Origin of the sequence: Actinomyces timonensis, from assembly GCF_040702965.1 — a bacterium.
GTDB classification, from domain to species: Bacteria; Actinomycetota; Actinomycetes; order Actinomycetales; family Actinomycetaceae; genus Actinomyces; species Actinomyces timonensis_A.
Window position 1 is genome coordinate 1,134,410 of record NZ_CP159989.1, and the last position, 23,746, is coordinate 1,158,155.

At 70.7% G+C, this 23,746-nt stretch carries 17 protein-coding genes and 4 pseudogenes; 19 read left to right on the top strand and 2 right to left on the bottom strand.

Annotation, left to right across the window (positions count from 1 at the left end; genetic code table 11):
* Positions 1 to 22: 22 nt before the first annotated feature.
* The 9 genes and pseudogenes from ftsZ to dnaE all read left to right on the top strand — a co-directional run bounded on the left by ftsZ (position 23) and on the right by dnaE (position 10,148).
* Positions 23 to 1,345 (top strand): cell division protein FtsZ, encoded by a 1,323-nt coding sequence (gene ftsZ, locus ABXS69_RS04980; RefSeq protein WP_366181426.1) that lies wholly within the window; start codon positions 23 to 25, stop codon positions 1,343 to 1,345.
* A gap of 14 nt (positions 1,346 to 1,359) precedes the next feature.
* Positions 1,360 to 2,133 (top strand): polyphenol oxidase family protein, encoded by a 774-nt coding sequence (locus ABXS69_RS04985; RefSeq protein WP_366181427.1) that lies wholly within the window; start codon positions 1,360 to 1,362, stop codon positions 2,131 to 2,133.
* 148 nt (positions 2,134 to 2,281) lie between these two features.
* Positions 2,282 to 2,734, top strand: coding sequence for a cell division protein SepF (gene sepF, locus ABXS69_RS04990; protein WP_366181428.1), 453 nt, complete (start codon positions 2,282 to 2,284; stop codon positions 2,732 to 2,734).
* A 9-nt stretch (positions 2,735 to 2,743) separates the two neighbouring features.
* Entirely contained in the window at positions 2,744 to 3,049 is a 306-nt protein-coding gene (locus tag ABXS69_RS04995; protein WP_366181429.1) for a YggT family protein, read from the top strand.
* Between the two features lie 198 nt (positions 3,050 to 3,247).
* Positions 3,248 to 3,875, top strand: a pseudogene (locus ABXS69_RS05000) (DivIVA domain-containing protein).
* Positions 3,876 to 4,231: 356 nt separating this feature from the next.
* Positions 4,232 to 4,831, top strand: coding sequence for a signal peptidase II (gene lspA / locus ABXS69_RS05005; RefSeq protein ID WP_366181535.1), 600 nt, complete (start codon positions 4,232 to 4,234; stop codon positions 4,829 to 4,831).
* Entirely contained in the window at positions 4,828 to 5,748 is a 921-nt protein-coding gene (locus ABXS69_RS05010; protein WP_366181430.1) for an RluA family pseudouridine synthase, read from the top strand. The genes lspA and ABXS69_RS05010 overlap by 4 nt, the downstream gene beginning before the upstream one ends.
* Complete coding sequence (locus ABXS69_RS05015; RefSeq protein WP_366181431.1) at positions 5,745 to 6,329, top strand: GNAT family N-acetyltransferase; 585 nt, start codon at positions 5,745 to 5,747, stop codon at positions 6,327 to 6,329. Before ABXS69_RS05010 ends, ABXS69_RS05015 begins: the two co-directional genes overlap by 4 nt.
* 218 nt (positions 6,330 to 6,547) lie before the next feature.
* A pseudogene (gene dnaE / locus ABXS69_RS05020) lies at positions 6,548 to 10,148 on the top strand (DNA polymerase III subunit alpha).
* 170 nt (positions 10,149 to 10,318) lie between these two features.
* Here dnaE and ABXS69_RS05025 read toward each other — a convergent pair.
* Positions 10,319 to 10,549, bottom strand: a complete 231-nt coding sequence (locus ABXS69_RS05025; RefSeq protein ID WP_366181536.1) for an RNA-binding S4 domain-containing protein — start codon at positions 10,547 to 10,549, stop codon at positions 10,319 to 10,321.
* A gap of 246 nt (positions 10,550 to 10,795) precedes the next feature.
* Between ABXS69_RS05025 and ABXS69_RS05030 the strand changes: the two genes are divergently transcribed.
* From ABXS69_RS05030 to ABXS69_RS05040, 3 genes and pseudogenes are all read left to right on the top strand, one after another.
* Positions 10,796 to 12,544, top strand: a complete 1,749-nt coding sequence (locus tag ABXS69_RS05030) for a right-handed parallel beta-helix repeat-containing protein (protein WP_366181432.1) — start codon at positions 10,796 to 10,798, stop codon at positions 12,542 to 12,544.
* Entirely contained in the window at positions 12,528 to 13,091 is a 564-nt protein-coding gene (locus ABXS69_RS05035; protein ID WP_366181433.1) for a hypothetical protein, read from the top strand. The genes ABXS69_RS05030 and ABXS69_RS05035 overlap by 17 nt, the downstream gene beginning before the upstream one ends.
* A pseudogene (locus ABXS69_RS05040) lies at positions 13,088 to 13,435 on the top strand (hypothetical protein); the annotation flags it as partial. The gene ABXS69_RS05035 and the pseudogene ABXS69_RS05040, both read left to right, overlap by 4 nt.
* A gap of 68 nt (positions 13,436 to 13,503) precedes the next feature.
* Here the strand turns inward: ABXS69_RS05040 and ABXS69_RS05045 are convergent.
* Entirely contained in the window at positions 13,504 to 14,442 is a 939-nt protein-coding gene (locus tag ABXS69_RS05045) for a hypothetical protein (protein WP_366181434.1), read from the bottom strand.
* Positions 14,443 to 14,636: 194 nt separating this feature from the next.
* Here ABXS69_RS05045 and hisD point away from each other — a divergent pair.
* From hisD to ABXS69_RS05080, 7 genes and pseudogenes are all read left to right on the top strand, one after another.
* A pseudogene (gene hisD, locus ABXS69_RS05050) lies at positions 14,637 to 15,987 on the top strand (histidinol dehydrogenase).
* Positions 15,988 to 16,472: 485 nt separating this feature from the next.
* The gene (locus ABXS69_RS05055) at positions 16,473 to 16,643 is read left to right on the top strand and encodes a hypothetical protein (protein ID WP_366181435.1); all 171 of its coding nucleotides are present in this window, start codon (positions 16,473 to 16,475) and stop codon (positions 16,641 to 16,643) included.
* Positions 16,640 to 18,130: a glycosyltransferase gene (locus ABXS69_RS05060; protein ID WP_366181436.1), complete on the top strand. Its 1,491-nt coding sequence runs from the start codon at positions 16,640 to 16,642 to the stop codon at positions 18,128 to 18,130. Before ABXS69_RS05055 ends, ABXS69_RS05060 begins: the two co-directional genes overlap by 4 nt.
* A complete protein-coding gene (locus tag ABXS69_RS05065; protein WP_366181437.1) occupies positions 18,127 to 18,897 on the top strand; it encodes a hypothetical protein in 771 nt (256 codons plus the stop codon). The genes ABXS69_RS05060 and ABXS69_RS05065 overlap by 4 nt, the downstream gene beginning before the upstream one ends.
* Positions 18,898 to 18,917: 20 nt before the next feature.
* Entirely contained in the window at positions 18,918 to 20,120 is a 1,203-nt protein-coding gene (gene wecB, locus ABXS69_RS05070) for a UDP-N-acetylglucosamine 2-epimerase (non-hydrolyzing) (protein ID WP_366181438.1), read from the top strand.
* A gap of 55 nt (positions 20,121 to 20,175) precedes the next feature.
* A complete protein-coding gene (locus ABXS69_RS05075; RefSeq protein ID WP_366181439.1) occupies positions 20,176 to 22,107 on the top strand; it encodes a polysaccharide deacetylase family protein in 1,932 nt (643 codons plus the stop codon).
* Positions 22,104 to 23,726 carry a Tat pathway signal sequence gene (locus tag ABXS69_RS05080; RefSeq protein ID WP_366181440.1) on the top strand — a complete coding sequence of 541 codons (1,623 nt, stop codon included), beginning with the start codon at positions 22,104 to 22,106 and terminating at the stop codon, positions 23,724 to 23,726. Before ABXS69_RS05075 ends, ABXS69_RS05080 begins: the two co-directional genes overlap by 4 nt.
* The last annotated feature ends 20 nt before the right edge of the window (positions 23,727 to 23,746 follow it).

Genomic DNA, 23,746 nt, shown 5'->3' on the forward strand with positions numbered 1-23,746 from the left:
CGCACGAGCGCGGAGGCAGACAGTGGTGGAGTCCCAGCACTACCAGGCGATCATCAAGGTCGTGGGCGTCGGCGGTGGCGGAGTCAACGCCGTCAACCGCATGATCGAGGCCGACTTGCGCGGCGTGGAGTTCCTGGCGGTCAATACCGACGCCCAGGCCCTCATCATGTCCGACGCGGACACGAAGCTCGACGTCGGCCGGGACCTGACCCGTGGCCTGGGCGCCGGGGCGGATCCGTCGATCGGGCGCAAGGCCGCCGAGGACCACGAGGAGGAGATCCGCGAGGCCCTCGAGGGTGCGGACATGGTCTTCGTGACCGCGGGCGAGGGCGGCGGCACCGGCACTGGCGCCGCGCCCGTCGTGGCCCGCGTCGCTCACGAGCTCGGAGCCCTGACCATCGGCGTGGTCACCCGTCCGTTCTCCTTCGAGGGCCGTCGTCGCGCCGCCCAGGCCGAGGAGGGCGTCAACAAGCTCCGCGCCGAGGTCGACACCCTCATCGTCATCCCCAACGACCGCCTCCTGCAGATCGCGGACCGCAACATCTCCGTGGTCGACGCCTTCAAGCAGGCCGATCAGGTCCTCCTCCAAGGTGTTCAGGGCATCACCGAGCTCATCACGACCCCCGGCCTCATCAACGTCGACTTCAACGACGTCAAGTCCGTCATGCAGAACGCAGGCAGCGCCCTCATGGGCATCGGCTCGGCCACCGGCGAGGGCCGCGCGCTGGCGGCCACCGAGCAGGCCATCGCCTCCCCGCTGCTGGAGTCCTCCATCGACGGCGCCCACGGAGTCCTCATCTTCTTCCAGGGTGGCTCCGACCTCGGCCTCTTCGAGATCTCCGAGGCCGCGAACCTCGTGCGGGAGTCCGTGCACCCCGAGGCGAACATCATCTTCGGCAACGTGGTCGACGGCGCTCTGGGCGACGAGGTCCGCGTCACCGTCATCGCAGCCGGCTTCGACGAGGAGCCCGTCCCCGCGGGCCTCGACCGCGCGGCCTCCCAGAAGAGCGCCCGCCACTCCGCTCAGCCGGCCACCCGCGCCGTTGAGCCCCGCAGCTCCTCGCACGCGGCGGACCCCGCCCCGGTGACCACTCCGGTCCCGCGGCCGACGGGGGTCAAGCCCGCCCCGGTGGCCGCCTCCGCCCCCACCGCGGTCCCCCCGCTGCCCGGGGCCGCCGCCCAGGAGCGCCCCGCCTCCGTCCCGGTCTCGCCCTCGGACAACACCGGATCCGTCCCCGTGTTCGTGGACGCCGCCGCCGAGCAGCCCCCTGTGGAGCTCGCGGTGCCCCCGATGCTGGGCGCCGACGCCGAGGACACCATCGACCTGCCCGACTTCCTGCGCTGAGCGCGGGAGCCGACATGGTGATCCCCGGCCTCATCGAGGCCGACCTGGGCCCCTGCGCCCGCGGGTACTTCACCACCCGCGGCGCGGGGGCCTCTCGCCTGCCCGCGCCGATCGACGCGCGCTACGCCGGGCTCAACCTCGCCGCCCACGTCGACGACGACCCCGGCCGTGTGGCCGCCTGCCGCGCCTGGTTGGAGGGCGCTGTGGGCCTGGGAGGCGGGGACATCGCCTGGATGAACCAGGTCCACTCCGACGTCGTCGCCCATGCCCGGCGGGGGAGCGTCCCGACCGCCGACGCCCTCATCCTCGACGCGCGCGCGGAGGAGGCCTCCCCCCGGACCCCGCGCGGCGCGGGCGTGCTGGTCGCCGACTGCGTGCCACTGCTGCTCGCCTCCGCGGACGGGCGCCTGGCGGCCGCGGTTCACGCCGGCCGCAGGGGAATGCTCGGCGGCATCGTGCCCAGGGCGGTCGAGGAGATGGCGCGGCTCGGGGCGGATCCGTCGGGAATCAGCGCGGCCATCGGCCCGAGCATCTGCGGGCGTTGCTATGAGGTGCCCGGGGCCCTGCGCGACGAGGCCGCCGCCGTCGAGCCGGCCTGCGCCGCCACCACCTCCTGGGGGACCCCCGGCCTCGACGTGGCGGCCGGCGTCATCGCCCAGCTCCAGCGCTCCGGCGTCACGCGGATCGCGCCGGGCGAGTGGTGCACCTTCGAGGACGGGCGCTTCTTCTCCTACCGCCGCGAGGGGGTCACGGGGCGCATGGCTGGTATCGTCCTGACAACAATCTGAGAATCGCCTGATCGTAGAGGTCTTGCCTCACGGTTGCCCTGAGGACACGCCGTGCCCAATCACCGACGCTCGCTCCGATGACCGATAACGTCGCCCACACCGGGAGGCCAGGGGACGCCCGGGGGAGCCAACGGAGAAGGAGCCAGTCATGAGCGCACTGCGCAAGATGTCGACATTCCTCGGGTACACCGAGCCCGAGCAGGACCTCTACGCGGAGGACGAGGAGGCCTACGCCCCCGCCTTCGATCAGGTGACCGAGGAGGCCGACCCCGAGCCGTCGGCCCCGAGCGCTTATGAGACCGCCCTGGAGCCGGTGCCGGTGCCCGATCTGCGTCGCATCGTCACCGTGCACCCCTCCACCTACAACGAGGCCCGCGTCATCGGCGAGGCCTTCCGCGACGGCGCGCCGGTCATCATCAACCTCACCGGCATGAGCGAGGCCGAGGCCCGCCGGATGGTGGACTTCTCCGCCGGACTCGTGCACGGCCTGCGCGGCGCCATCGAGCCCATCACCCCCCGCGTCTTCCTTCTCACCCCCGCGAGCGTCGAGATCGACGACGGTGAGGCCGAGGAGCACGACCGCTTCTTCAATCAGAGCTGAGCCGTCGGAGTGGAAGCGCCGCATTCGATCATCTCGATCATCAGCAGCCTGCTGCACATCTACATCCTCGTCCTCGTGATCAGGGTGGTGCTCGACCTGGTGGCCGTGTTCGCCCGGTCGTGGAGGCCCACCGGCCCGGTGCTCCTGCTGGCCAATCTCGTGTACTCCCTGACCGACCCCCCGCTGCGGTTCCTCAGGCGGCGAATCCCCGCTCTCACCCTGGGCTCCTTCGGGATCGACCTGAGCTTCCTGGCACTCTGGTTCGGTATCGTCATCGTCCAGTACCTCCTGGCGATCCTCAGCGGGCTCCTGTGAGGGGCCGCTCACGAACCCTGGTGACCTGCTCCTCCCGCTCCCGGTGAGGGGACCGGTCCACTCCAGGTGTGACGAGGACGGCGTGATTCGCATCCCTCTCCGTCCCCGCGCGGCGTCAGTTCAGGTACTGTAGTCAGCGTGAGTCACCGGTTGATCCGGTGCTTGTGACAATGTCCGTAACGACACCGAGGTGACGATATGACGCTGCTGACAGCAGACGACGTCCTCAACAAGAAGTTCCAGGCGACGAAGTTCCGCGAGGGTTACGAGCAGGACGAGGTCGACGAGTTCCTTGACGAGGTCGTCGAGGCGATGCGCCAGCTCGAGGCAGAGAACGTCGAGCTCAAGGCGAAGCTCGACGCCGCCAACCGCCGCATCGAGGAGCTCTCCCAGGCCGCTCCCGTGAGCACCGCCGCCCCTGTTGTGGCCTCCGCTCCGGTCGTCAACGAGCCCCCGGCGGTCTCCGCCCCCACGGCTTCCCCGGCGCTGTCGGCCCTGGGCGGCAACGGTGACGAGCCCGGTGCCGCCTCCGGCATGCTCGAAGCTCGCGCAGCGCCTGCACGACGAGCACGTGTCCAACGGCAAGGCTGAGGGCGAGCGCATCGTCGCCGAGGCCCGCGCCACCGGTGAGCAGATCGTCCGCGACGCAGAGGACCAGCGCAACCGCACTCTCGCCCAGCTCGAGAAGGAGCGCTCCGGCCTGGAGCACAAGATCGACGAGCTGCGCCGCTTCGAGTCCGACTACCGGACCCGCCTCAAGAGCTACCTCACCAACCTCCTCACCAACGTCGAGGAGGGCTCCAGCACCGAGGCCGGCCACATCTGATCGGCCCGGCGCCCCGCGCGCCGGCACCGCATGCCCATCGTCGAGGGCGGCGACCCCAGCCGGGTGGCCGCCCTCGACGCGTGGGCGAACCGCGCTGACTCTTGGAAGAACCCATGACCGACGACGACATCTCCCAGATCCACCCCACGTCCTTGGCCGGCTCGGGCACCATGCCCGTCGACCTGGGCGGCTCGGCCCAGGTCCCCGGCCCGTCCATGGCCACTCCGCCCGGCGGGCCCGAGCCTGTCGCCGACCCGGGAGGGCCGGGCGGTTCCGCCCCGGGGGAGGATGCCGATGATTCCGCCTCGGAGCACGACGAGGCGCCCACTCGCGCAGCGAGCGGCCTGATCGGCCGCATGGGCGCGCTGCCGATCGTCTGCCTCATCGCCGCGATCCTCATCGCCGTCGACCAGGTGACGAAGCTGTGGGCCGTGGCGGCCCTGTCCGGGCACGCGCGGATCCCGATCATCGGCGATCTTCTGGGGCTCGTCCTCGTTCGCAACCCCGGTGCCGCGTTCTCCCTGGCCACGGGCCAGACCTGGATCTTCTCCGTCGTCGCGCTCGTGGTGGTGGTGGTCGTGGTCCGGGCCTCGCGCCGGCTCGGGTCGCGCGCGTGGACGATCACCCTGGGCCTCGTGCTCGGAGGGGCCATCGGCAATCTCATCGACAGGCTCGTGCGCGCTCCGGGCTTCCTGCACGGGCACGTCGTCGACTTCATCGACTACGGGGGGCAGTTCGTCGGCAACGTGGCCGACATCGCGATCGTCGGCGCGGCCGGGGCCATCATGGTCCTGTCGGTCCTGGGCATCAATCTCGATGGCACCCGTGCGGGCAAGGACGATGATCATCACGGTGCTGACAGCGCCGCGGGCGCAGCGGTCGCGACCGAGGGGGGCGGCGACGCGAGGAGGTCCCGGCGGGCAGGGCGGCGCGATGAGCCGGGGGCGGGGTCATGAGCCTGCGCCTCCTCCCCGTGCCCGATGGCCTCGATGGCGAGCGCGCCGATGCCGCTGTCTCCCGCATGACGGGCCTGTCCCGCTCCAAGGCCGCCGAGATCTGCGCCGACGGCGGGGCCAGGATGGGAGGCGCCCCGCTGGCGAAGTCGGATCGCGTGTTCGGCGGCGCGATGCTGGAGATCGACCTGCCCGATCCCAGGCCCGTTGAGCCCGTGGCCACCCCGGTGGAGGGGATGGGGATCCTGTACGAGGACGAGGACATCGTCGTCGTCGACAAACCGGCGGGCGTGGCCGCGCACCCGTCGATGGGCTGGGATGGTCCGGACGTGCTCGGTGCGCTCAAGGCGATGCGCGTGCGCGTGGCGACCTCCGGCGCGGCGGAGCGGCAGGGGATCGTCTCGCGCCTGGACGCGGGCACCTCCGGGGTGATGATCGTGGCCAAGGGCGAGCGCGCGTACTCCGTGCTCAAGCGGGCGTTCCGGAACCATGATGTGGACAAGGTCTACCACGCGCTCGTCCAGGGGCACCTCGATCCGTCGTCGGGGACTATCGACGCGCCGATCGGCCGGCATCCGAGCCGCGAGTGGAGGATGGCCATCATCGACGGTGGGCGGGAGTCGATCACCCACTACGACGTCATCGAGGTCATGCCGCGGGCGTGCCTGGCGGAGGTGCACCTGGAGACCGGGCGCACCCACCAGATCCGCGTGCACATGGCGGCGGTGGGGCACCCCTGCGTGGGGGACGGGACATACGGGGCGGATGCGGCTCTCGCGGAGCGGACCGGGCTGGTCCGGCAGTGGTTGCACGCCGTGGAGCTCGGAATCGACCACCCGATCACGGGGGAGTCGATGCGCTTCCGCTCGGAGTACCCGCAGGACCTGGCGCGCGCCCTCGATGCGATGAGGGCCGTATGAGCCTGGCGGGGACGGTGGGGCTGCGGATCCCGTCGGCGACGGCGGTGATCGAGCCGATCCGCTTGACCAGCGCGGTCGGCGATGAGTCGGGGCCCGAGGCCGACGCGCTGCGCCACGGCGCGGCGGATGTGCGCCTGGAGGTCTTCGTCGACGAGCAGGACGTGCCGTTCGTGGAGGAGATCGACGCCCGGGACTTCGAGGCGTCGACCATCCATCTGCTCGCGCGGGGCGCTGACGGGACACCGCTGGCGACGGGGAGGATCCTCCTGGATCCCGAGCGTCCCGGACGGGTCCACCTGGGGAGGCTGGCGGTGCGCCGGGTCTGCCGGGGCGCTGGACTGGGCGCCCGGATGGTCGCGGCCCTGGAGGATGTCGCGCTGGAGAGAGCCGGGGCGCGCGGCGATGGTGCCGTGAGCGTCACGGTGGTGCTCTCCGCCCAGGAGCGGGCCATGGGCTTCTACGAGGGCCGCGGCTACGAGGCGGTCAGCGGTGAGTCCTACCTCGACGCCGGCATCCCTCACCAGGACATGGCCAAGACGATCACGCGGATCATGCGCGTGGGGGAGCGGCGCGCCACCTGATGAGGCCTCCTCAGGTGGCGAGGTTTGAGGACTCCTTTTTCTGACATTGCGACATCACCTGCAATTTCGCAGGTCAGCAGGAGGACGCTCGTGCCGGTGCTGCGCTGTGGGCGGCGAAGGGGCCGGGCAATCCTCAAACCTCGCCATTTCTCGGCCTGTCGGCGCCATTGGCCCGGGTGACGGCGCAGGTCCCCCCGCCGGGGGCCTAGGATGAGGCCATGGCAGGCGCGAGCGGAGAGCAGGAACAGACGACTCCGGCGGACGACTTCGTCCACCTCCACGTCCACACCGACTACTCCATGCTGGACGGCGCGGGCAAGATCAAGGACTACGTCGCCGAGGCCAAGCGCCTGGGCCAGAGGGCGCTGGCCATCACCGACCACGGCTACATGTTCGGCGCCTACGAGTTCTACGCCGCGGCCCGCAAGGCCGGGATCAAGCCGATCATCGGCGTCGAGGCCTACGTGACGCCCGGGACCTCGCGCCATGACAGGACCCGTGTCTTCTGGGGCGACGAGTCCCAGCGCTCCGACGACGTCTCAGCCCGGGGCTCCTACACCCACATGACGCTGCTGTCCCGGGACACTGAGGGCCTGCACAACCTCATGCGCCTGGACTCCTTCGCCTCCCTCGAGGGCCAGATGGGCAAGGCGCCCCGCATGGACCGCGAGCTGATCAGCCGCTACGCCAAGGGCCTCATCTCCTCCACCGGCTGCCCCTCCTCCGAGGTCCAGACCCGCCTGCGGCTCGGCCAGTGGGAGGAGGCCCGTCGGGCCGCGGGCGAGCTCCAGGACATCTTCGGCAAGGAGTACTTCTACGTCGAGCTCATGGACCACGGCCTCGAGATCGAGCGGCGGGTCACCAAGGACCTCCTGCGCCTGGCCAAGGAGATCGGCGCGCCCCTGCTGGCCACCAATGACTCCCACTACGTGCGCCCCGAGGACCGCACCATCCAGGACGCCATGCTGTGCATCAACTCGGGCTCCGTCCTGTCCGACCCCGACCGCTTCAAGTTCGACGGCGACACCTACTACCTGCGTCCCGGCCGCGAGATGCGCGAAGCTCTTCAAGGAGATGCCCGAGGCCTGCGACAACACCCTCCTCGTCGCCGAGCAGTGCGACGTCCACTTCGCCACCGTCGACGACGGCGCCTCCTTCATGCCCGTCTTCCCGGTCCCTGAGGGCGAGACCATGGAGTCGTGGTTCATCAAGGAGTGCTGGGCCGGCATGGACAAGCGCTTCCGCGGCCAGATCCCCGAGGACTGCCGCAAGCAGGCCGAGTACGAGATCGGCGTCATCGTCCAGATGGGCTTCCCCGGCTACTTCCTCGTCGTGGCCGACTACATCAACTGGGCCAAGGCGCGCGGCATCCGCGTCGGGCCTGGCCGCGGCTCCGGCGCCGGCTCCATGGTCGCCTACGCCATGGGCATCACCGAGCTCAACCCCCTCAGCCACGGTCTCATCTTCGAGCGCTTCCTCAACCCCGAGCGCATCTCCATGCCCGACATCGACGTCGACTTCGACGAGCGCCGGCGCGACGAGGTCATCGAGTACGTCAAGGACAAGTACGGCGCCGACCAGGTCAGCCAGGTCGTCACCTACGGCGTCATCAAGGCCAAGCAGTCCCTGAAGGACTCCAGCCGCGTCATGGGCTACCCCTACGCCGTCGGAGACCGCCTCACCAAGGCCATGCCTCCCACCATCATGGGCAAGGACATCACCATCAAGGGGATCTTCAACCCCGAGGACGAGCGCTACGGGGAGGCCGAGGAGTTTCGCAAGCTCCACGCCGAGGACCCCGACGCCCAGAAGATCGTCGAGCTCGCCAAGGGGCTGGAGGGCATGACCCGCCAGTGGGGCGTCCACGCTTGCGCCGTCATCATGTCCTCGGCGCCCCTGACCGACATCATCCCCATGATGCAGCGCCTCCAGGACGGCGCCTACATCACCCAGTTCGACTACCCCACCTGCGAGCACCTCGGCCTGCTGAAGATGGACTTCCTGGGCCTGCGCAACCTGACGGTCATCTCCGACGCCCTGGACAACATCGTCGCCAACGGCAAGCCCGCCCTCGACATCGACCACATCGAGCTCGACGACCGAGCCACCTACGAGCTCCTCTCCCGGGGTGAGACCCTGGGCGTCTTCCAGCTCGATGGCGGCGGCATGCGCACCCTCCTGCGCCTCATGAAGCCGGACAACTTCGAGGACATCTCCGCCGTCGGCGCCCTCTACCGCCCCGGTCCCATGGGCGCGGAGTCCCACACCAACTACGCCCTACGCAAGAACGGCCTGCAGGAGATCACCCCGATCCACCCCGAGCTCGCCGACGCCCTCGAGCCCATCCTCGGCACCACCTACGGCCTCATCGTCTACCAGGAGCAGGTCATGAAGATCGCCACTGACCTGGCGGGCTTCACGATGGGCAAGGCCGACGCCCTGCGCAAGGCCATGGGCAAGAAGAAGATGGACATCCTGAACAAGATGTTCGTCGAGTTCGAGGCCGGCATGGTGGCGGGCGGCTTCTCCAAGGAGTCGGTCCGGACCCTGTGGGACGTCGTGGTCCCCTTCGCCAAGTACGCCTTCAACAAGGCGCACTCCGCGGCCTACGGCGTGGTCTCCTACTGGACCGCCTACCTCAAGGCCCACTACCCGACCGAGTACATGGCGGCTCTGCTGACCAGCCAGAAGGACAACAAGGACAAGCTCGCCGTCTACCTGGGGGAGTGCCGCCACATGGGCATCACCGTCCTGCCCCCGGATGTCAACGCCTCCCGCGCGCGCTTCGCCGCCGTTGGCGGGGGCATCCGCTTCGGGCTGTCCGCCGTGCGCAACGTCGGCCTCAACGTCGTCGAGGCCATCGTCAAGGCCCGCAAGGAGAAGGGCGAGTTCACCTCCTTCGAGGACTTCCTCGACAAGGTCCCCGCCGTGGTGTGCAACAAGCGCACCATCGACTCCCTCATCAAGGCCGGCGCCTTCGACTCCCTGGGCAAGTCCCGCCGCGCGCTCCAGGCCTGCCATGAGGACTTCGTCGACGAGATCATCGGAGTCAAGCGCAACGAGGCCGCTGGCCAGTTCGACCTCTTCGCCTCCCTGATGGGCGACGGCGGAGCGGGCGGCGCCGATGACCCCTTCTCCTCCGGGCCCGTGTTCTCCTCCGAGATCCCCGACCTGCCCGAGTGGGATAAGCGGGACAAGCTCGCCTACGAGCGCGACATGCTCGGCCTCTACGTCTCCGATCACCCGCTGCTCGGCATCGAGCCCCTCCTCGCCAAGCTCTCCGATACCGAGATCTCCGAGCTCGTGGAGGATGACGAGCGCCCCGACGGCGCCATGGTCACCATCGCCGGCCTCATCACCGGCCTCACCCGTAAGACCACCAAGCAGGGCAACCTGTGGGCCATCGCCCAGATCGAGGACCTGGGCGGCTCCATCGAGGCCCTCTTCTTCCCCTCCACCTACCAGACCGTCTCCACCATGCTGGCGCCGGACACGGTGGTCACCATCCGGGGCAAGCTCACCCGCCGCGACGGCGCCGTCTCCCTCTACGCCCAGGAGCTCTCCCTCCCCGACATCTCCAGCGCCACGCATGAGGCCGTCACGCTCACGCTGCCGACCAACCGCTGCACCGGGCCCCTGGTGGAGAAGCTGCGCGACCTCCTCCAGCGCCACCCAGGCGCGAGCGTCGTGCGCCTCAACCTGACCAGCCCGGGCCGGGAGGTCCGCACCCAGCTCGCCCCCTCACTGAGGGTGGAGGCCTCCCAGGCCTTCTACTCGGACATCAAGGCCCTCCTCGGGCCGGGGTGCCTCCATCACTGAGAAACCTCTGAACAGTCTCTGACCAGGCACTGATCGCATGATGCCTGGGGAGGCCCACCCCTTGCGGGGCGCGGGCGGCCCCGCTCGTGGAGCCCTGCCCGCCCCGAGGCGCGATGGCCTAGCCGCGGCTCGGCGCTCCGGCGGATGGCGCGCGCCTCCGAGCCCCCGGATCAGGCCTCGACTCTCACCCGCGCTCCCGCCGATCCTGAGGGGAGGGCGATCTCGACGGCGTCGCCGTCGGACAGGCGGTGCCCGCGACGCCGCTCCACCTGGCCATTCACGCTCACATCGCCCGACTGGATCGCGATCCTGGCCTCGGCGCCGTCCTCGACGAGATCGGCGAGCTTCAAGAACTGGCCTAGTTTTATCTCTCCGCGAACAAGGATGGTGGGGTACGGCATGTCACTCATGATCCGATTGTGGCAGATATGGTTCGTGGTGCGCATGTGGCTCGTGATCGCGTGTAGCATCGGTGGTCGGGACCCCTTCTGCTGCGGCTCAGCCGCGAGTGGGTGGTTCCTTGGAGGATCCTGAAAGGCTCCTCCCGAGTTCCCAGAAAGGTGTAAATGCGCAATATGTCACCGTTTTGGGCCTCCTCGTAACGGTACGGTTGCGGGGTCCACCCACCACCAGGAGACGACGACACAATGATGCGCCGATACTGCCGATCCACTGCACTGCTCGCCATCCTCTTCCTAGGGGCGGCAGCCCCGGGGCTCACGGCCCCTGCCGCCGCTCAGGAGTCGGTGGTCCATGTCTCAGCCTCGTCCGGATCCGACTCCGGCGACGGCTCCGCCGCCAAGCCCTACAAGACGCTCGGCGCCGCCCTCAAGGCGGCGAGCGACGGACAGGTCGTCGAGCTCGCCGATGGCACCTACCGCGAGGGCAACATCTTCGTCGACAAGGGTGTGACCATCCGCGCTGCCGCCGGAGCCACCCCGGTCCTGTCCGGGGCCGAGGTGCCGACCTCGTGGTCGGCCGGGGGCGACGGCACGTGGTCGACGGGCCACGACATGGTCCGCTTCTGCGACGTGTGCACCACCAACGCCAATCCCGCGGTCGAGGGCATGGCGGCCTACCCCGAGCAGGTGTTCGTTGACGGCAAGCCGCTCAAGCAGGTCGCCTCGAGGAGCGAGGTGAACGCCTCCTCCTTCTACGTCGACGACCCCGACCCCGTGACCCTCAAGAAGCCGGGCAACTCCTACGGCGGCTTCAACACCAAGCCCCACCGGGGAACGGCCTACGTCATCGGGGTCGACCCGGCCCAGCACACCGTCGAGGTCGTCCAGCAGCACCGCGCGCTCACCCTCCACGGGGCCAAGACCACGCTGTCCGGGATCGTCGTCGAGAAGTACTCCCCGCTCCAGCGCTGGGACTACAAGGATCCTGAGATCGGTGTCTTCACCGGCGGCGGCGCCGTCGTCGCCTCCAAGGAAGGCCAGACGATCGAGAACAACGCCTTCCGGTACTCCGCGGCCGGCAGCGCGCTCCACCTGGCCAGCGCTCCGAACTCCAAGGTCACGGGGAACCGCTTCGAGTACAACGGCGGCGCCGCCCTCAACGTCAACGCCTCCTCCGGCACGGTCATCGAGAAGAACTACTGGCGGGGGACCAACTCCGCAGGGTTCATCACGACCGACTGCGGCGCCTACTGCACCATCGCGGACACCAAGGTGACCCACTCGGAGAACGTGCGCTACGCCTTCAACACCGTGGACAACTCCGCCTCGGGCGTGGACGCCTCGCTGCCCCGGAACAACGAGAGCGTGCAGACCGCCGGCATCTGGTTCGACGAGGGCGTCATCAACTCCGAGATCGTGGGCAACCACCTCATCAACGTCCCCCTCGGCATCCTCGACGAGGTCTCCTCTCACAGCACCATCGCCTCCAACATCATCGACGGCGCGGGAACGGCGATCAGGGTCCAGGGCTCTGACAACTCCGCGGTGTGGAACAACACCGTCTCGCACGCGCTGACCAGCCTCGTGGTGCGCGAGGACACCCGCTCCAAGGGCTGCAACGCCAGGAGCGCCGACGGCACCTGCACCTCGCTGGAGCCCTGGAGCTCCAAGCGCGGCCTGAGCTGGGACACCACGAACACGGTGGTCGCCAACAACATCTTCTCCTCAGAGCAGACGCAGGCCTCCCCCGAGGACCCCTGGCGCTACGCCTCCATGGTCAACGTCGACGGCGATGCCAACCGCTACGCCCCCGGCGCCTTCTACGCCAACCAGATGATCTCCAGCATCGACCACAACGCCTACTACCGGCCGCAGGGCGGTGACTACAACTTCCTGCACTGGTGGCAGTACGGGACGAGCTTCGATCAACGAGGCCTTCTACTCCCAGGACCTGAAGACCTTCAAATCGCACAAGGGCGTGACCACCGGCGGTAAGGAGAGCCACAGCCTCGACCTGCGCGGGAACCCGGACGCCAACCCGCTGTTCGTCAAGGAGACCAAGGGCGGGAACTGGAAGGCCTCCGACTTCCGCCTCAAGGCCGGCAGCCCGGCCTGCGGCGCGGGCAGGGCCCTGCCCGCCGCGATCGCCAAGAAGCTCGGCACCGACGCGGGCGGGGCCGTGAACATGGGCGCCCTGGTCAACGCCGCGTGGAATGACGAGCAGCCCGCCGCCAAGGCGTCCGCTCCCCACGCCGCCGAGCAGCCGGCAGCGCCTGCCGCTCCGGCCCAGGCCCCGTCGGCCGCGCCGACCACCGAGGCGCCGGCGGCCGCCGCTCCGGCCCCCGCCGGCGGTGCCGCCCAGGGATCCCCCGCCAAGCAGGCCCCGACCGCGGGCGCCCGCGCAGCCGAGGCAAGGGCGGAGATCGCGAAGGACGTCAAGCCCAAGGCACGCACGGTCATGGCCGGCGGAGCCCTGCTCTCGCTCCTGATCAGCATCCTCGGCCCGTACCTGCGGCGCAGGCTCCTGTCGATGCGCGCATGAGCGCATCGGGGGAGGAGCCCCTGGCGATCGCCGTCGGCGCGCGCTATCCGGTGGGGGAGCGGCAGTACCTGCTCTCCGAGCGGCTGGCGCGCGCCGTCGCGCGTTGCCGGGAGGCGCTCATCGAGGTGGCCGAGCACCGGGAGGTCATCACCTACGGCGAGCTCAGCGACGAGATCGCGGGGGCGGTTCTGCCCCGCCACATGGGGCCGCTGCTATCGATGATCGCCCATGACTGCTCCGCCCGTGACGAGCCCAGCCTGGCCTCCCTCGTGGTGTCCGCCGGGACGGGCGAGGTCTCGACCCCGGATGCGCGGTGGGCACCCCCCAACCGCCAGGCCTGCTGGGACCTGTGGTCCGGTCGCCTCCAGAGCGCCGTCCCGGGTGGGACCCGCTGCCGCGAGAGCGCCGCCGCTCAGGACGGCGAGGCGGGGGCCGCCGGCGAGTCAGCGCCGTCATCGCCGCCGTCATCGCCGCGATCGCCAGCCGCATCGTCGGCGTCGCGGACGCGCAGGGGCTCCAGCCCCGGATGGTCGCGCAGCCCCCGGGCGCCGAAGAGCGCGTAGACCGCCGCCACGGCGGTCACCGCTGAGGCGGGGCCGGCCAGGCGCAGGGGTGAGGCCGATTCGAACTCCAGGATGAGCACGCCGGCTGGCAGCTGCGGGCGGATCGCGACGATCGCGTCGTAGTGGAAGCTTAGCCAATGGAGGTCGTTGCGCTGCACGAGCACGCGTCGCTGGGTGACCAGCGCGCGCACGGACTGGTTCTCGCGCCACTGGTAACCCTGAGACCCCCTTGCCCACGGCCGACGGCGCTGCGCCGTCGGCGTGGCGTCCAGTCCCGATGATGCCCCGCCGGGTCCGCCGACGACCCCGGTACCGGGCTGGAGGGGGCGCGCGTCCTCGCTGTAGTACCGGGCGTAGTCGGAGGAGCAATCGGCCAGGACCTGCTCGTTCGTGTCGATCGCGACGTCCCAGGGGCGACCCAGGTCGAAGGTCCCGCCCATGGCGAGGCCCCGCGCCACGGCCCTGGCCTGATCCTGGGAGGCGGCCAGCCCCGCGCGCCACTCGAGCTCCCGGGACTCCGCGGCGCTCGGATGGCCGGAGTGGAAGCGGTGGGCTCGCCACGCGAGGCGCAGCAGTCCCGCCAGCCTGACGGAGGCCCACAGCGCGAAGGGTCCCATTACGGCCGCACCGGCGACGATGAGCGGTGCGGCGTACCGGGGCCCCGCCAGCTGGGAGGCGCCCGCCCACAGCGCGGCTGCGCCGAGGAGGACGCCGATGATCGGGGGCAGGATCCCCGCCCAGTCCCGCCCACCGGGCATCGCGGGTAACGGCATGCGGGGCATGCTCATGGCGGGACTCCTCGTCGTCAGGGATAGTGGGGGACTAGATGGCCATAAGGTTATCGTTTCGTAATCATTCGCATTGCCCCTTCGGCCCCTGGCGCGCCCCGTCGAGCGGCGCGCCCCCGCTGGCGGGGGGCCAGGCGGCATCCAGTCCCCGGTGAGGGGCGTGAGCCGCCCGTCCCTGCCGATAACCTGGGCCCATGCTGACCCGCATCGACCTGCGCGACACCGACCTCACCCCCCACCAGCTCGCCCAGCGCCTGCCGAGAGCGGCCCTGGACGTCGCCGCCGCCCTGGAGACCGTGGCGCCGATCATCAGTGATGTGAGGGCGCGGGGTGCCACCGCCCTGCGGGACCTGGCTGAGAGATTCGACGGCGTCCGCCCCGAGCGCCTGCGCGTGCCGCAGGAGGCTATCCAGCGCGCCGTCGACGGCCTCGACCCCGCCGTCCGAGAGGCCCTGGAGCTCTCGATCGCCCACAACCGCGCGGGCCACACTGCCCAGATGCCGTCCGAGCGGGTCACGCGCATCACCGATGGCGGGATCATCACCCAGCGCTGGATCCCCGTCCGGCGGGTCGGCCTGTACGTCCCAGGGGGCCTGGCCGTCTACCCGAGCCTCGGTAGTCATGAACGTCGTCGCGGCCCAGGTGGCCGGGGTGGAGAGCGTCGTCCTCGCCTCGCCGCCCCAGGCCGAGCACGGAGGGCTGCCCCATCCCACGATCCTGGCGGCCTGCGGCCTGCTCGGCGTCACCGAGGTCTACGCCGCGGGTGGTGCTCAGGCCATCGCCATGCTCGCGTACGGCGCCCGGGCAGGGAGCGGGGTCGATGAGGAGACGAGCACCGAGGGTGTTCTGTGCGAGCCCGTCGACGTCATCGCTGGGCCCGGTAATGTGTACGTCGCCGCGGCCAAGCGCGCCGTGCTCGGGGACGTCGGCATCGACGCCGAGGCCGGTCCCACGGAGATCGCCATCCTCGCCGACGCCTCCGCAAATCCCGAGTACGTCGCGGCCGACCTCCTCTCCCAGGCCGAGCACGACCCGAACGCGGGATCAGTGCTCATCACCGACAGCACCGGTCTCGCCGATGCCGTCGACGCCGCGCTCGAGCGCCGGCTCGCGGCGACGCGGCACCGGGAGCGCGCCGCGACCGCCCTGGGGGGCGCCCAGTCGGGGGTGGTGCTCGTGCGGGACCTGGAGCAGGGCATCGCCGTGGCCGATGCCTACGCCGCCGAGCACCTTGAGATCCAGACCGAGGAGGCGCCCGACGTGGCGCGCCGCATCCGCAATGCCGGGGCGGTGTTCGTCGGCCCCTACAGCCCCGTCCCGCTCGGCGACTACCTCGCCGGCTCCAACCACGTCCTGCCCACCGGCGGCACGGCGCGGTTCGCCGCGGGGCTCAGCGTGATGGTCTACCTCAAGCCCGTTCAGATGGTCGAGTACAGCGCCGAGGCCCTGGGGGCGATGTCCGGCCCGCTCGCCGCGCTGGCCCAGGCGGAGGATCTTCCCGCTCATGCCGAGGCTGTCGGTGCGCGTCTTCGCGGCCGCGACTGAACCTGTGCCTGGAATCCGCGCCGAGCGCCCATGGATGGGTGCTCGGCGCGGATTCTCGTCCCAGGGCGGGAATGAGTCCCCTAGTTTTCCTCCGTCCGCGCTGACGGGATTCGTGGGGGAGCGGTCGTCGCTGCGATTCCATCGCGCTTTTGATGGTGGCGATCAAATAATCTTGACAATGTGATAGACACAACTGAATTCTGTCCACTGGAGTCGAATAGGCCGCCGACCATGGCTGATACTCCAACGGACATGTGAGTTCCCCCAATTCAGGGGCGTTCAGATTGTATATTTACACAGTTTCATTCTCCTATATCAAATCGTTATCTTTGGTTCTAGATGCGTCCGGACCCTATCTGGATGTGTTCCACTGCGAACGATCATCATCGTGGTTCCGCCCTGATCCCTTGAGTTGAAATGACGGTGCGATGAGCAGTTGCTCCCTGATTCTTGCGCATTCCCCGTGGCTGCCAGGTCCGGGCGCCATGGCGCGCATTCTCTCCATCGCTGGGACAATCGCGCACGTCCTCTCCCTCCTGGCCGGATTCCTCTTCGCCGTCGTGGCCCTCGCCTGGCTGTGGGTGAACCTCGCCGGGGCCCTCAGGCGGACCCTCATCGGCTGGTACAGGGGGCCGGGCCGCAGGAGGGGCGCATGATCGGCGGCGGCGCAGGCGACCCTGTCGCGCTGGTGGGCCACTGGGGCGCGGTGATCATGATCGGGACGGGCCTCCTCTACGCGCTCTTCCTCCTCCTCATCTCCAGGCGGTCGCCGCGGATCGAGCGGCCCCGGCACGGCGGCAGCTCCCGGGCGAAGGACATCCTCGTCGTCATCCTCATGCCGTGCCTCAACGAGGCCGGAGTCATCGGCGCGAGCGTGGGCCGTCTCCTCGCTATCCCCGACGACAGGCTACGCGTCCTCGTCATCGACGACGGCTCCGACGACGGGACCGCCGACGTGGTGCGGGCGATCCCGGATCCCCGCGTGAGCGTCATGCGCAGGGTCCCCCCGCGCGCCCGCCTCGGCAAGGGCGAGGCCCTCAACGACGCCTTGGTCCATGTGCGCGACATGTGGGGCGGTGATCCGGGCACCGACGTGGTGGTCGGGGTGGTCGACGCCGATGGCCGCCTCGAGTCGCAGGCCATTGACGAGGTCCGGCGGGCCTTCCGCAATCGGCGCATCGGCGCCGTGCAGTTCGGCGTGCGGATCAACAACCGCTTCTCCTCGCTGCTCGCCCGCATGCAGGACATGGAGTTCGTCATCTTCACCGAGGTCTTCCAGAGGGGAAGGCGCCATCTCCACAGCGTCGGCATGGGCGGCAACGCGCAGTTCGCCCGCCTCGACGCCCTCAGCGCGCTGGGTGAGAAGCCCTGGACCAAGTCGCTCACCGAGGACTTCGACCTCGGCATCCGGCTCAACGGCACCCGGTGGGTCAATGACTTCCGGCCCACCGCGGCGGTCCACCAGCAGGGCGTCACCAGCCTCAGGAGGCTCCTGCGGCAGCGCACGCGCTGGTTCCAGGGCAACATCCAGTCCCTCAACCTGCTCGGGCGCGCGGCGCGCGAGCAGTGTGGCCTGGCCAGGGCGGATACCACCTGGCAGATCCTCACCCCCTACGTCCTCCTGGCGGCCTCGCTGCTCATGGCCTCGTTCGGCATCACCGTGCTCATCGTGTTGTCCAAGGTTGTCCTCGGCCACAGCCAGACATGGTGGTGGCTGCTCAGCGCCTACCTCCTCGCCTTCGGCCCCGGCGTCGTCTTCGGCCTCCTGTACTGGAGGATCGAGCGCTCCGAGGGGCTCGGCCCGCTCAAGGCCCTCGCCTACGCCCACGTCTTCGTCCTCTACGGGCTCCTCCCCGCCCTCTTCGGGTGGCGGGCCCTGCTGCGCGAGATCGCCGGGCGCACCGGGTGGGCCAAGACCGCCCGGGAGGCCGAGGACCCGGTGGGGGCGACCGCATCGGCGGAGCCGGCCACCCCGGCGCCGGGGGCGGCGCGCTCGGAGGCCGGCCCGGTCCCGCAGGGCTTCCGCATCCAGCCCGCGCTCGCGCGCGTCGATCGGCCCTCGCCGTCGACCGCCGCCATCCCGCCCATGCCCCAGCGCTCACCGCGCCCGCCGGTCCCCCGAGAGCATGAGGTGGCCGCATGAGCGCTCCGGAGACCTCCCCCCGGACCAGCCCCTCGCCGGAGGATCCCCGCCGAGCGCCCGCCCCGCCGTCGGACCCGGAGGAGGGAGCGAGGTCCGCGCTGCTGCGCCGCCGCCTCGTGCTCGGGGGAGCCCTCGTGTCGCTCATCGGGGGAGGGGCCGCGCTCGCGCACCGCTACTTCTCCGCCCAGGAGACGGGCTGCGACGACTGGCAGGTCCTCTTCGACGGCTACGGGGATACCACGTGCCAGGGCGGTGCCCTGCGGCTCGCCCCCAACCCGGCCACCGAGGACGAGCACACGCACGCCGCCCTGGCCATCTCCACCTCCGCCGCCGTCGCCGACCGGGCCACGCAGACCATCACCTCCATGATGACCACGGAGAAGCAGCTGCGCGAGGGCATCGCGCCCAACCCCTGGGAGGTCGCCTGGCTCCTGTGGTCCTTCCAGGACAACGAGCACTTCTACGCCCTCGCTCTCAAGCCCAACGGCTGGGAGGTCTCCAAGCAGGACCCCGCCTACCCCGGCAACCAGCGATTCCTCGCCTCCGCCCGCGAGCCGTCCTTCGAGGTCGGCATCGCCCACCTTGCCCAGGTGCGGGTCGACACCACGGGTGACGCCGTCTCCTTCACCGTCACGGCGGACGGCCAGGACCTCGGCGTCATCGTGGACGCCGACAGCCCCTATCGCAGCGGCCCGGTGGGCGCCTACACCGAGGACGCCATCGTCACCTTCGCCGCGACCACGTACTCACGACACCCACGCAACTGACACGACACCAAGGAGCACCGATGACCACCGAGCCAGCGACCCCATCCGATCAGCGGCCGCAGGGCGCGCCCCTGAGGATCATGCTGGTCTACGGCACGAGGCCCGAGGCGATCAAGGTCGCCCCCCTCATCAACCGGATGCGCGCCGACGAGCGCTTCGACCCGGTCATCGTCGTCACCGGGCAGCACCGCGAGATGCTCGACCAGGTCAACGCCTTCTTCGGCATCACCCCCGATATCGACCTCGATATCCACTCCCCGGGCCAGACGCTCACCCAGGTCACCACCCGGTGCCTGGAGGGCGTGGGAAGGGCCCTGGAGGACCTCCCCTGCGACGCCGTCCTCGTCCAGGGCGACACCACCTCGGTGTTCGCGGCGGGGCTGGCCGCCTTCTACCACTCCACGCCCGTCCTCCATCTCGAGGCCGGCCTGCGCACGGGCACGATCACCTCGCCCTTCCCCGAGGAGGCCAACCGCAAGCTCGTCGGGCAGATCACCTCCCTGCACCTGTGCCCGACCGCGACCAGCCGGGACAACCTGCTGCGGGAGTCCGTCGATCCCGCCTCGCTGCGCGTCACGGGCAACACGGTGATCGACGCGCTCCTGGAGGCCGTCGCGAGGCCGACGCCGCCCGCCGACCCGGCGCTGCGCGAGGCCCTCGAGGACTCCTCCCGGCGGGTCGTGCTGGTGACCGCGCATCGGCGCGAGTCCTGGGGGGAGCCCATGGAGGGGATCGGGCGGGCGATCGCCCGCCTGGCCCGAGCACATCCCGACGCGCTCATCGTCCTGCCCGCCCACCGCAACCCGATCGTGCGCCAGGCCCTCCTGCCCCGCATCGAGGGGCTGTCCAACGTGGTGGTGACCGACCCCCTGGAGTACGGGGCCTTCTGCTCGCTCATGAACCGGGCGCATATCGTGCTCACCGACTCCGGGGGCGTCCAGGAGGAGGCCCCCGCGCTGTCCAAGCCCGTGCTCGTCATGCGCGAGAGCACCGAGCGCCCCGAGGCCATCGACTACGGCGTCGCCAGGCTCGTCGGAGCCGACGAGGAGCGGATCGTCGAGGCCGTGACCACCCTGCTCACCGATGACGCCGCCTACGAGGCCATGGCCCGGGCCGCCAACCCCTATGGCGACGGCCGGGCCTGCGAGAGAGTCATGGCGGCGATCGCCGCCCTGTTCGGCAGGGGGGAGCCGCTGCCGGACTTCGAGCCCTCCCGCGCCTGAGCCCACGCCCCTGACCGACCTCTGACCGACCCCCACCCTGACAAGGAGATCCCCCATGACAACGACGACCCGCGCGCGCCGGCGCAGAGCGGTCCTGACGGCCTTCGTGGCTCTCAGCGCCTCGATCGGCCTCGTCGGCTCCGCCCAAGCGGCGGGAGCAGCCCCGACCGCGAGCGGCGCGGCCCTCGCGCCGGCGGCGGACAGGCCCGCCGACGATCTCGGCTGGGCCGACACCCCGCTCGAGGCTCCGCCCGCGCCTGCCGCGGCCCAGGCCGAGGCGCTGCCCCTGGCCAACGACAAGGAGGCGGAGGTCGATCTCGCCGCGCCCGCGCCCGTCCGGGCCGCCCCCCAGATCCGCCACCTGGGGGCCAACCCGCCAGCGGTTCCGCGCCGGGCCGTGACCTACTCCAAGCGGGACGCGGGCCCCGCCTCCACACTGGTCCTCTACGACACCACCGGGGACTGGAGCAAGCTGGGCGAGTACTACGCCATGGCCATGGGCAACCTGGCCAGCCACTCCGGGCTCGTCACCGCCCTGCCGGTGGCCGACTACCAGGCCGGCCTGGCCGGGCGCTACACCAACGTCATCTACACCGGGTCGACCTACGACGAGCCCCTGCCCCGCGCGTTCATCGATGACGTCCTCACCGGCGACGTGCCCGTCCTGTGGTCCGGGTTCAACATCTGGCAGCTCGTCAAGACCGATGCCGACCGGGCGGCCTTCACCGCCCGCTTCGGATGGGACGCCGCCACGTCCTACATCGACGCCACCGACCGCGTCACCCAGGTGGAGTACAAGGGCCGGGTCTTCGGCCGCAACGAGTTGAACAAGGGCGGCATCACCGCGCCCCACATCACTGATCAGGGCGCGGTCACCGTGCTCGGCAAGGCCCTGTGCTCCTCGGCCGACGGCGCCGCCGCCCGGTGCGCCAGCATCGCCCAGTCGGGCACGGAGTCCTTCCCCTGGGCGGTGTCCTCCGGCGGCCTGACCTTCATCGGCGAGGTCCCCGTCACCTACATGAGCGAGCAGGACCGCTACATCGCGGCGGCCGGTATCGTCCTGGACTCCCTCCAGCCCGGAGCCGAGAAGATCCGGCAGGCGGCCGTGCGCATCGAGGACGTCGGCCCCGACACCGATCCCGCCGAGCTCCAGGCGATGGTGGACTACCTGTTCTCCCAGGGCGTCCCCTTCCAGATGGCGGTCTTCCCCGTGTACAACGACCCCTCCGGGGCGAAGAACGACGGAACGCCGCAGTCGATGACGCTCAAGGACACCACTGGGCTCGTCGCCGTCCTCAAGGACGCCGTCCGCAAGGGCGGCACCATCATCCAGCATGGGACCACCCACCAGTTCGGCAACCTGAACAACCCCTACAACGGCGTGTCCAGCGACGACTTCGAGTTCATCCGCTCGTGGTGCTCGGATGAGAACTCCCCTGACGCGCCGGTGGCGCCCTGCAAGCAGAACTCCTGGGTGCAGATCGGCGGGGAGCTGCCCGGCGCGAGCGCCAAGTGGGCCAAGAAGCGCGTCAAGGAGGGCCGCAAGTACTTCAAGAAGGTCGGCCTGCCCACGCCCAGGATCTTCGAGACCCCCCACTACTCGGCCTCCCGCAGCGGCTACGAGGGAATCAACAAGGTCTACTCGACCCGCTACGAGCGCGAGCTCATGTACGCGGGCACCCTCACCGGCAACCCGGGCGGGCCTCACGACTACATCGGCCAGTTCTTCCCCTACTCGGTGAACGACCCCTACGGCACCCACGTCCTGCCTGAGAACCTGGGCAACTACGAGCCGAAGGACATCAACAACCACCCGCCGCGCTCAGCCCAGCAGGTGATCGACTCCGCCCGCCTCAACCTGGCGGTGACGCACGCCACGGCGAGCTTCTTCTTCCACCCCTACTACCCGCTGAGCGAGCTCAAGACGATCGTCGAGGGCATCAAGTCCCAGGGCTACACCTTCGTGGCGGCCCAGGACCTTCGATGACGGATCCCGCCAGCGCCCCAGCGGGCCCGGGGGACGGCGCGAGCCGCCTCCCGGGCCCGCCCGGCGCTCCGGAGGCCGCCGGGCGGGGGCGGATCACGCGTCGTCGGGCGCTGCTCGCCGCCGGGGGCCTGGCGCTCGCGGGCGGGGCCGCGGGCGCGCTGATGACCTGCCGCGGCCCGGACGAGGTGGGCCCCTCCACCACCATCACCCTGGTGCTGCGCGGCACTGATGGCGCGCCGATGACCCTGGCCCAGGCGCGTGCCATCCAGTCCGCGGGCAGGGGTGAGGACGGCTACGACGACGCCCTCCTGGACTCCACGACCCTCGAGGTCATCGCGATCGGTCCTCTCTACGAGGAGGACGGGGCGATCCTCGTTGACGTCCCCGGGGGCAGGGACTGCGCCCTGTGCCTGTCCTGGCCCACGTCCCAGGGCTACTCCGCGCTGATCGCCGACCTGCCCCGGGATGGCAGCGCCGAGGTCCTCGCCCTGGCCGCCAGGGGCCTGCACCAGCGGCAGCGGGCGGCCCTCGCCGCCCTGGCCGGTCGGGGCGGCCCTGCCAGCGCCTCGACCAGCGCCCTCGGGGCCGCGCGCGCCGCCCACGAGGCGACCCAGTCCGCGATCGACTCGGGCATCGGAGACGAGCAGGGGGCGCGCCTCCTCGAGTTCGCCGCCACCGCCCAGATCGCCATCGACACCGCCCTCATCGGCGCGGCGCCGCCGGGCGCGCTCATCGGCGCGACGCTGACCGAGGCGCCCAGCCCGGAGCAGCGGGGCGCCGTCGTCGCCGCCACCGGCCCCGGGAGGCAGGGCGCTGTGCGACTCGTCCTCGACGACGTGAGCGCCCCCGCCCTGGCTGCCTGGCGGGAGACGGCCGACGCCCTCCAGCGCGCCGGGATCCACGTCATGGGGCAGATCTGCGACTCCGAGGCGCTGGCCGCCCTGAGCGACCCCGACTTCGACATGAGGCTCGACGCCCTGCTGACCGCCCTGCCGGGGCTGGACTCCTGGGAAGTGGGCAACGAGCTCGGGGGCGACTGGCTGGGGGAGGACCCGGTGGGGCGCGCGACGCGCGCGGCACGGGCCGTGAAGGAGCGCACCGGCGCGCTCACCGTCCTGACCCTCTACTACCAGCTCGGGCAGGCGGGGGAGCAGGGGGCGCTGTTCAACGTCGCTGCCTCGCTCGCGGCTGGCGAGCTCATGGGGCTCGTCGACGTCGTCGGCATCTCCGTCTACCCGCAGTCCCACCCGCTGGGGACCGCGGCCGATCGGGTCATGAGCGCCCTCGCGGATCGCTTCCCCGGCAAGCGCGTGGCCGTCACCGAGCTCGGCTACGGCGGGGAGGACCTGGACGACGGGCCCTGGTGGTTCGGCTCCCGCGAGGACGTCGACGCCGCCCGGAGCGCCCTCATAGCCCAGGTAACGGGCGCCGCCCTGGGGCGGCCGCAGGCCTGGGGGGCGCCCTTCTGGTGGTACTTCCTGGGCGATGAGGCGGCTGGCGAGGGCGGTGCCGGTGGCGGCGGAGCGGATTACTCCGGGGCGCCCGAGGGTGGGGGCCTCGGAGCGGTCGGGCGCTCGCTCAAGCAGGCCTCGGAGCGCGCCTCGGCCCCCGGATCCTGAGCGCGGCCCCACGAGCGCTG

What these genes read in the sequence shown, in the direction of transcription:
- ABXS69_RS04985 (WP_366181427.1), top strand. Translation starts at nt 1,360, where the DNA reads ATGGTGATCCCCGGCCTCATCGAGGCCGACCTGGGCCCCTGCGCCCGC.
- sepF (WP_366181428.1), top strand. Translation starts at nt 2,282, where the DNA reads ATGAGCGCACTGCGCAAGATGTCGACATTCCTCGGGTACACCGAGCCC.
- lspA (WP_366181535.1), top strand. Translation starts at nt 4,232, where the DNA reads ATGGGCGCGCTGCCGATCGTCTGCCTCATCGCCGCGATCCTCATCGCC.
- ABXS69_RS05010 (WP_366181430.1), top strand. Translation starts at nt 4,828, where the DNA reads ATGAGCCTGCGCCTCCTCCCCGTGCCCGATGGCCTCGATGGCGAGCGC.
- ABXS69_RS05015 (WP_366181431.1), top strand. Translation starts at nt 5,745, where the DNA reads ATGAGCCTGGCGGGGACGGTGGGGCTGCGGATCCCGTCGGCGACGGCG.
- ABXS69_RS05025 (WP_366181536.1), bottom strand. Translation starts at nt 10,549, where the DNA reads ATGCCGTACCCCACCATCCTTGTTCGCGGAGAGATAAAACTAGGCCAG.
- ABXS69_RS05030 (WP_366181432.1), top strand. Translation starts at nt 10,796, where the DNA reads ATGATGCGCCGATACTGCCGATCCACTGCACTGCTCGCCATCCTCTTC.
- ABXS69_RS05045 (WP_366181434.1), bottom strand. Translation starts at nt 14,442, where the DNA reads ATGAGCATGCCCCGCATGCCGTTACCCGCGATGCCCGGTGGGCGGGAC.
- ABXS69_RS05055 (WP_366181435.1), top strand. Translation starts at nt 16,473, where the DNA reads ATGGCGCGCATTCTCTCCATCGCTGGGACAATCGCGCACGTCCTCTCC.
- ABXS69_RS05060 (WP_366181436.1), top strand. Translation starts at nt 16,640, where the DNA reads ATGATCGGCGGCGGCGCAGGCGACCCTGTCGCGCTGGTGGGCCACTGG.
- ABXS69_RS05065 (WP_366181437.1), top strand. Translation starts at nt 18,127, where the DNA reads ATGAGCGCTCCGGAGACCTCCCCCCGGACCAGCCCCTCGCCGGAGGAT.
- wecB (WP_366181438.1), top strand. Translation starts at nt 18,918, where the DNA reads ATGACCACCGAGCCAGCGACCCCATCCGATCAGCGGCCGCAGGGCGCG.
- ABXS69_RS05075 (WP_366181439.1), top strand. Translation starts at nt 20,176, where the DNA reads ATGACAACGACGACCCGCGCGCGCCGGCGCAGAGCGGTCCTGACGGCC.
- ABXS69_RS05080 (WP_366181440.1), top strand. Translation starts at nt 22,104, where the DNA reads ATGACGGATCCCGCCAGCGCCCCAGCGGGCCCGGGGGACGGCGCGAGC.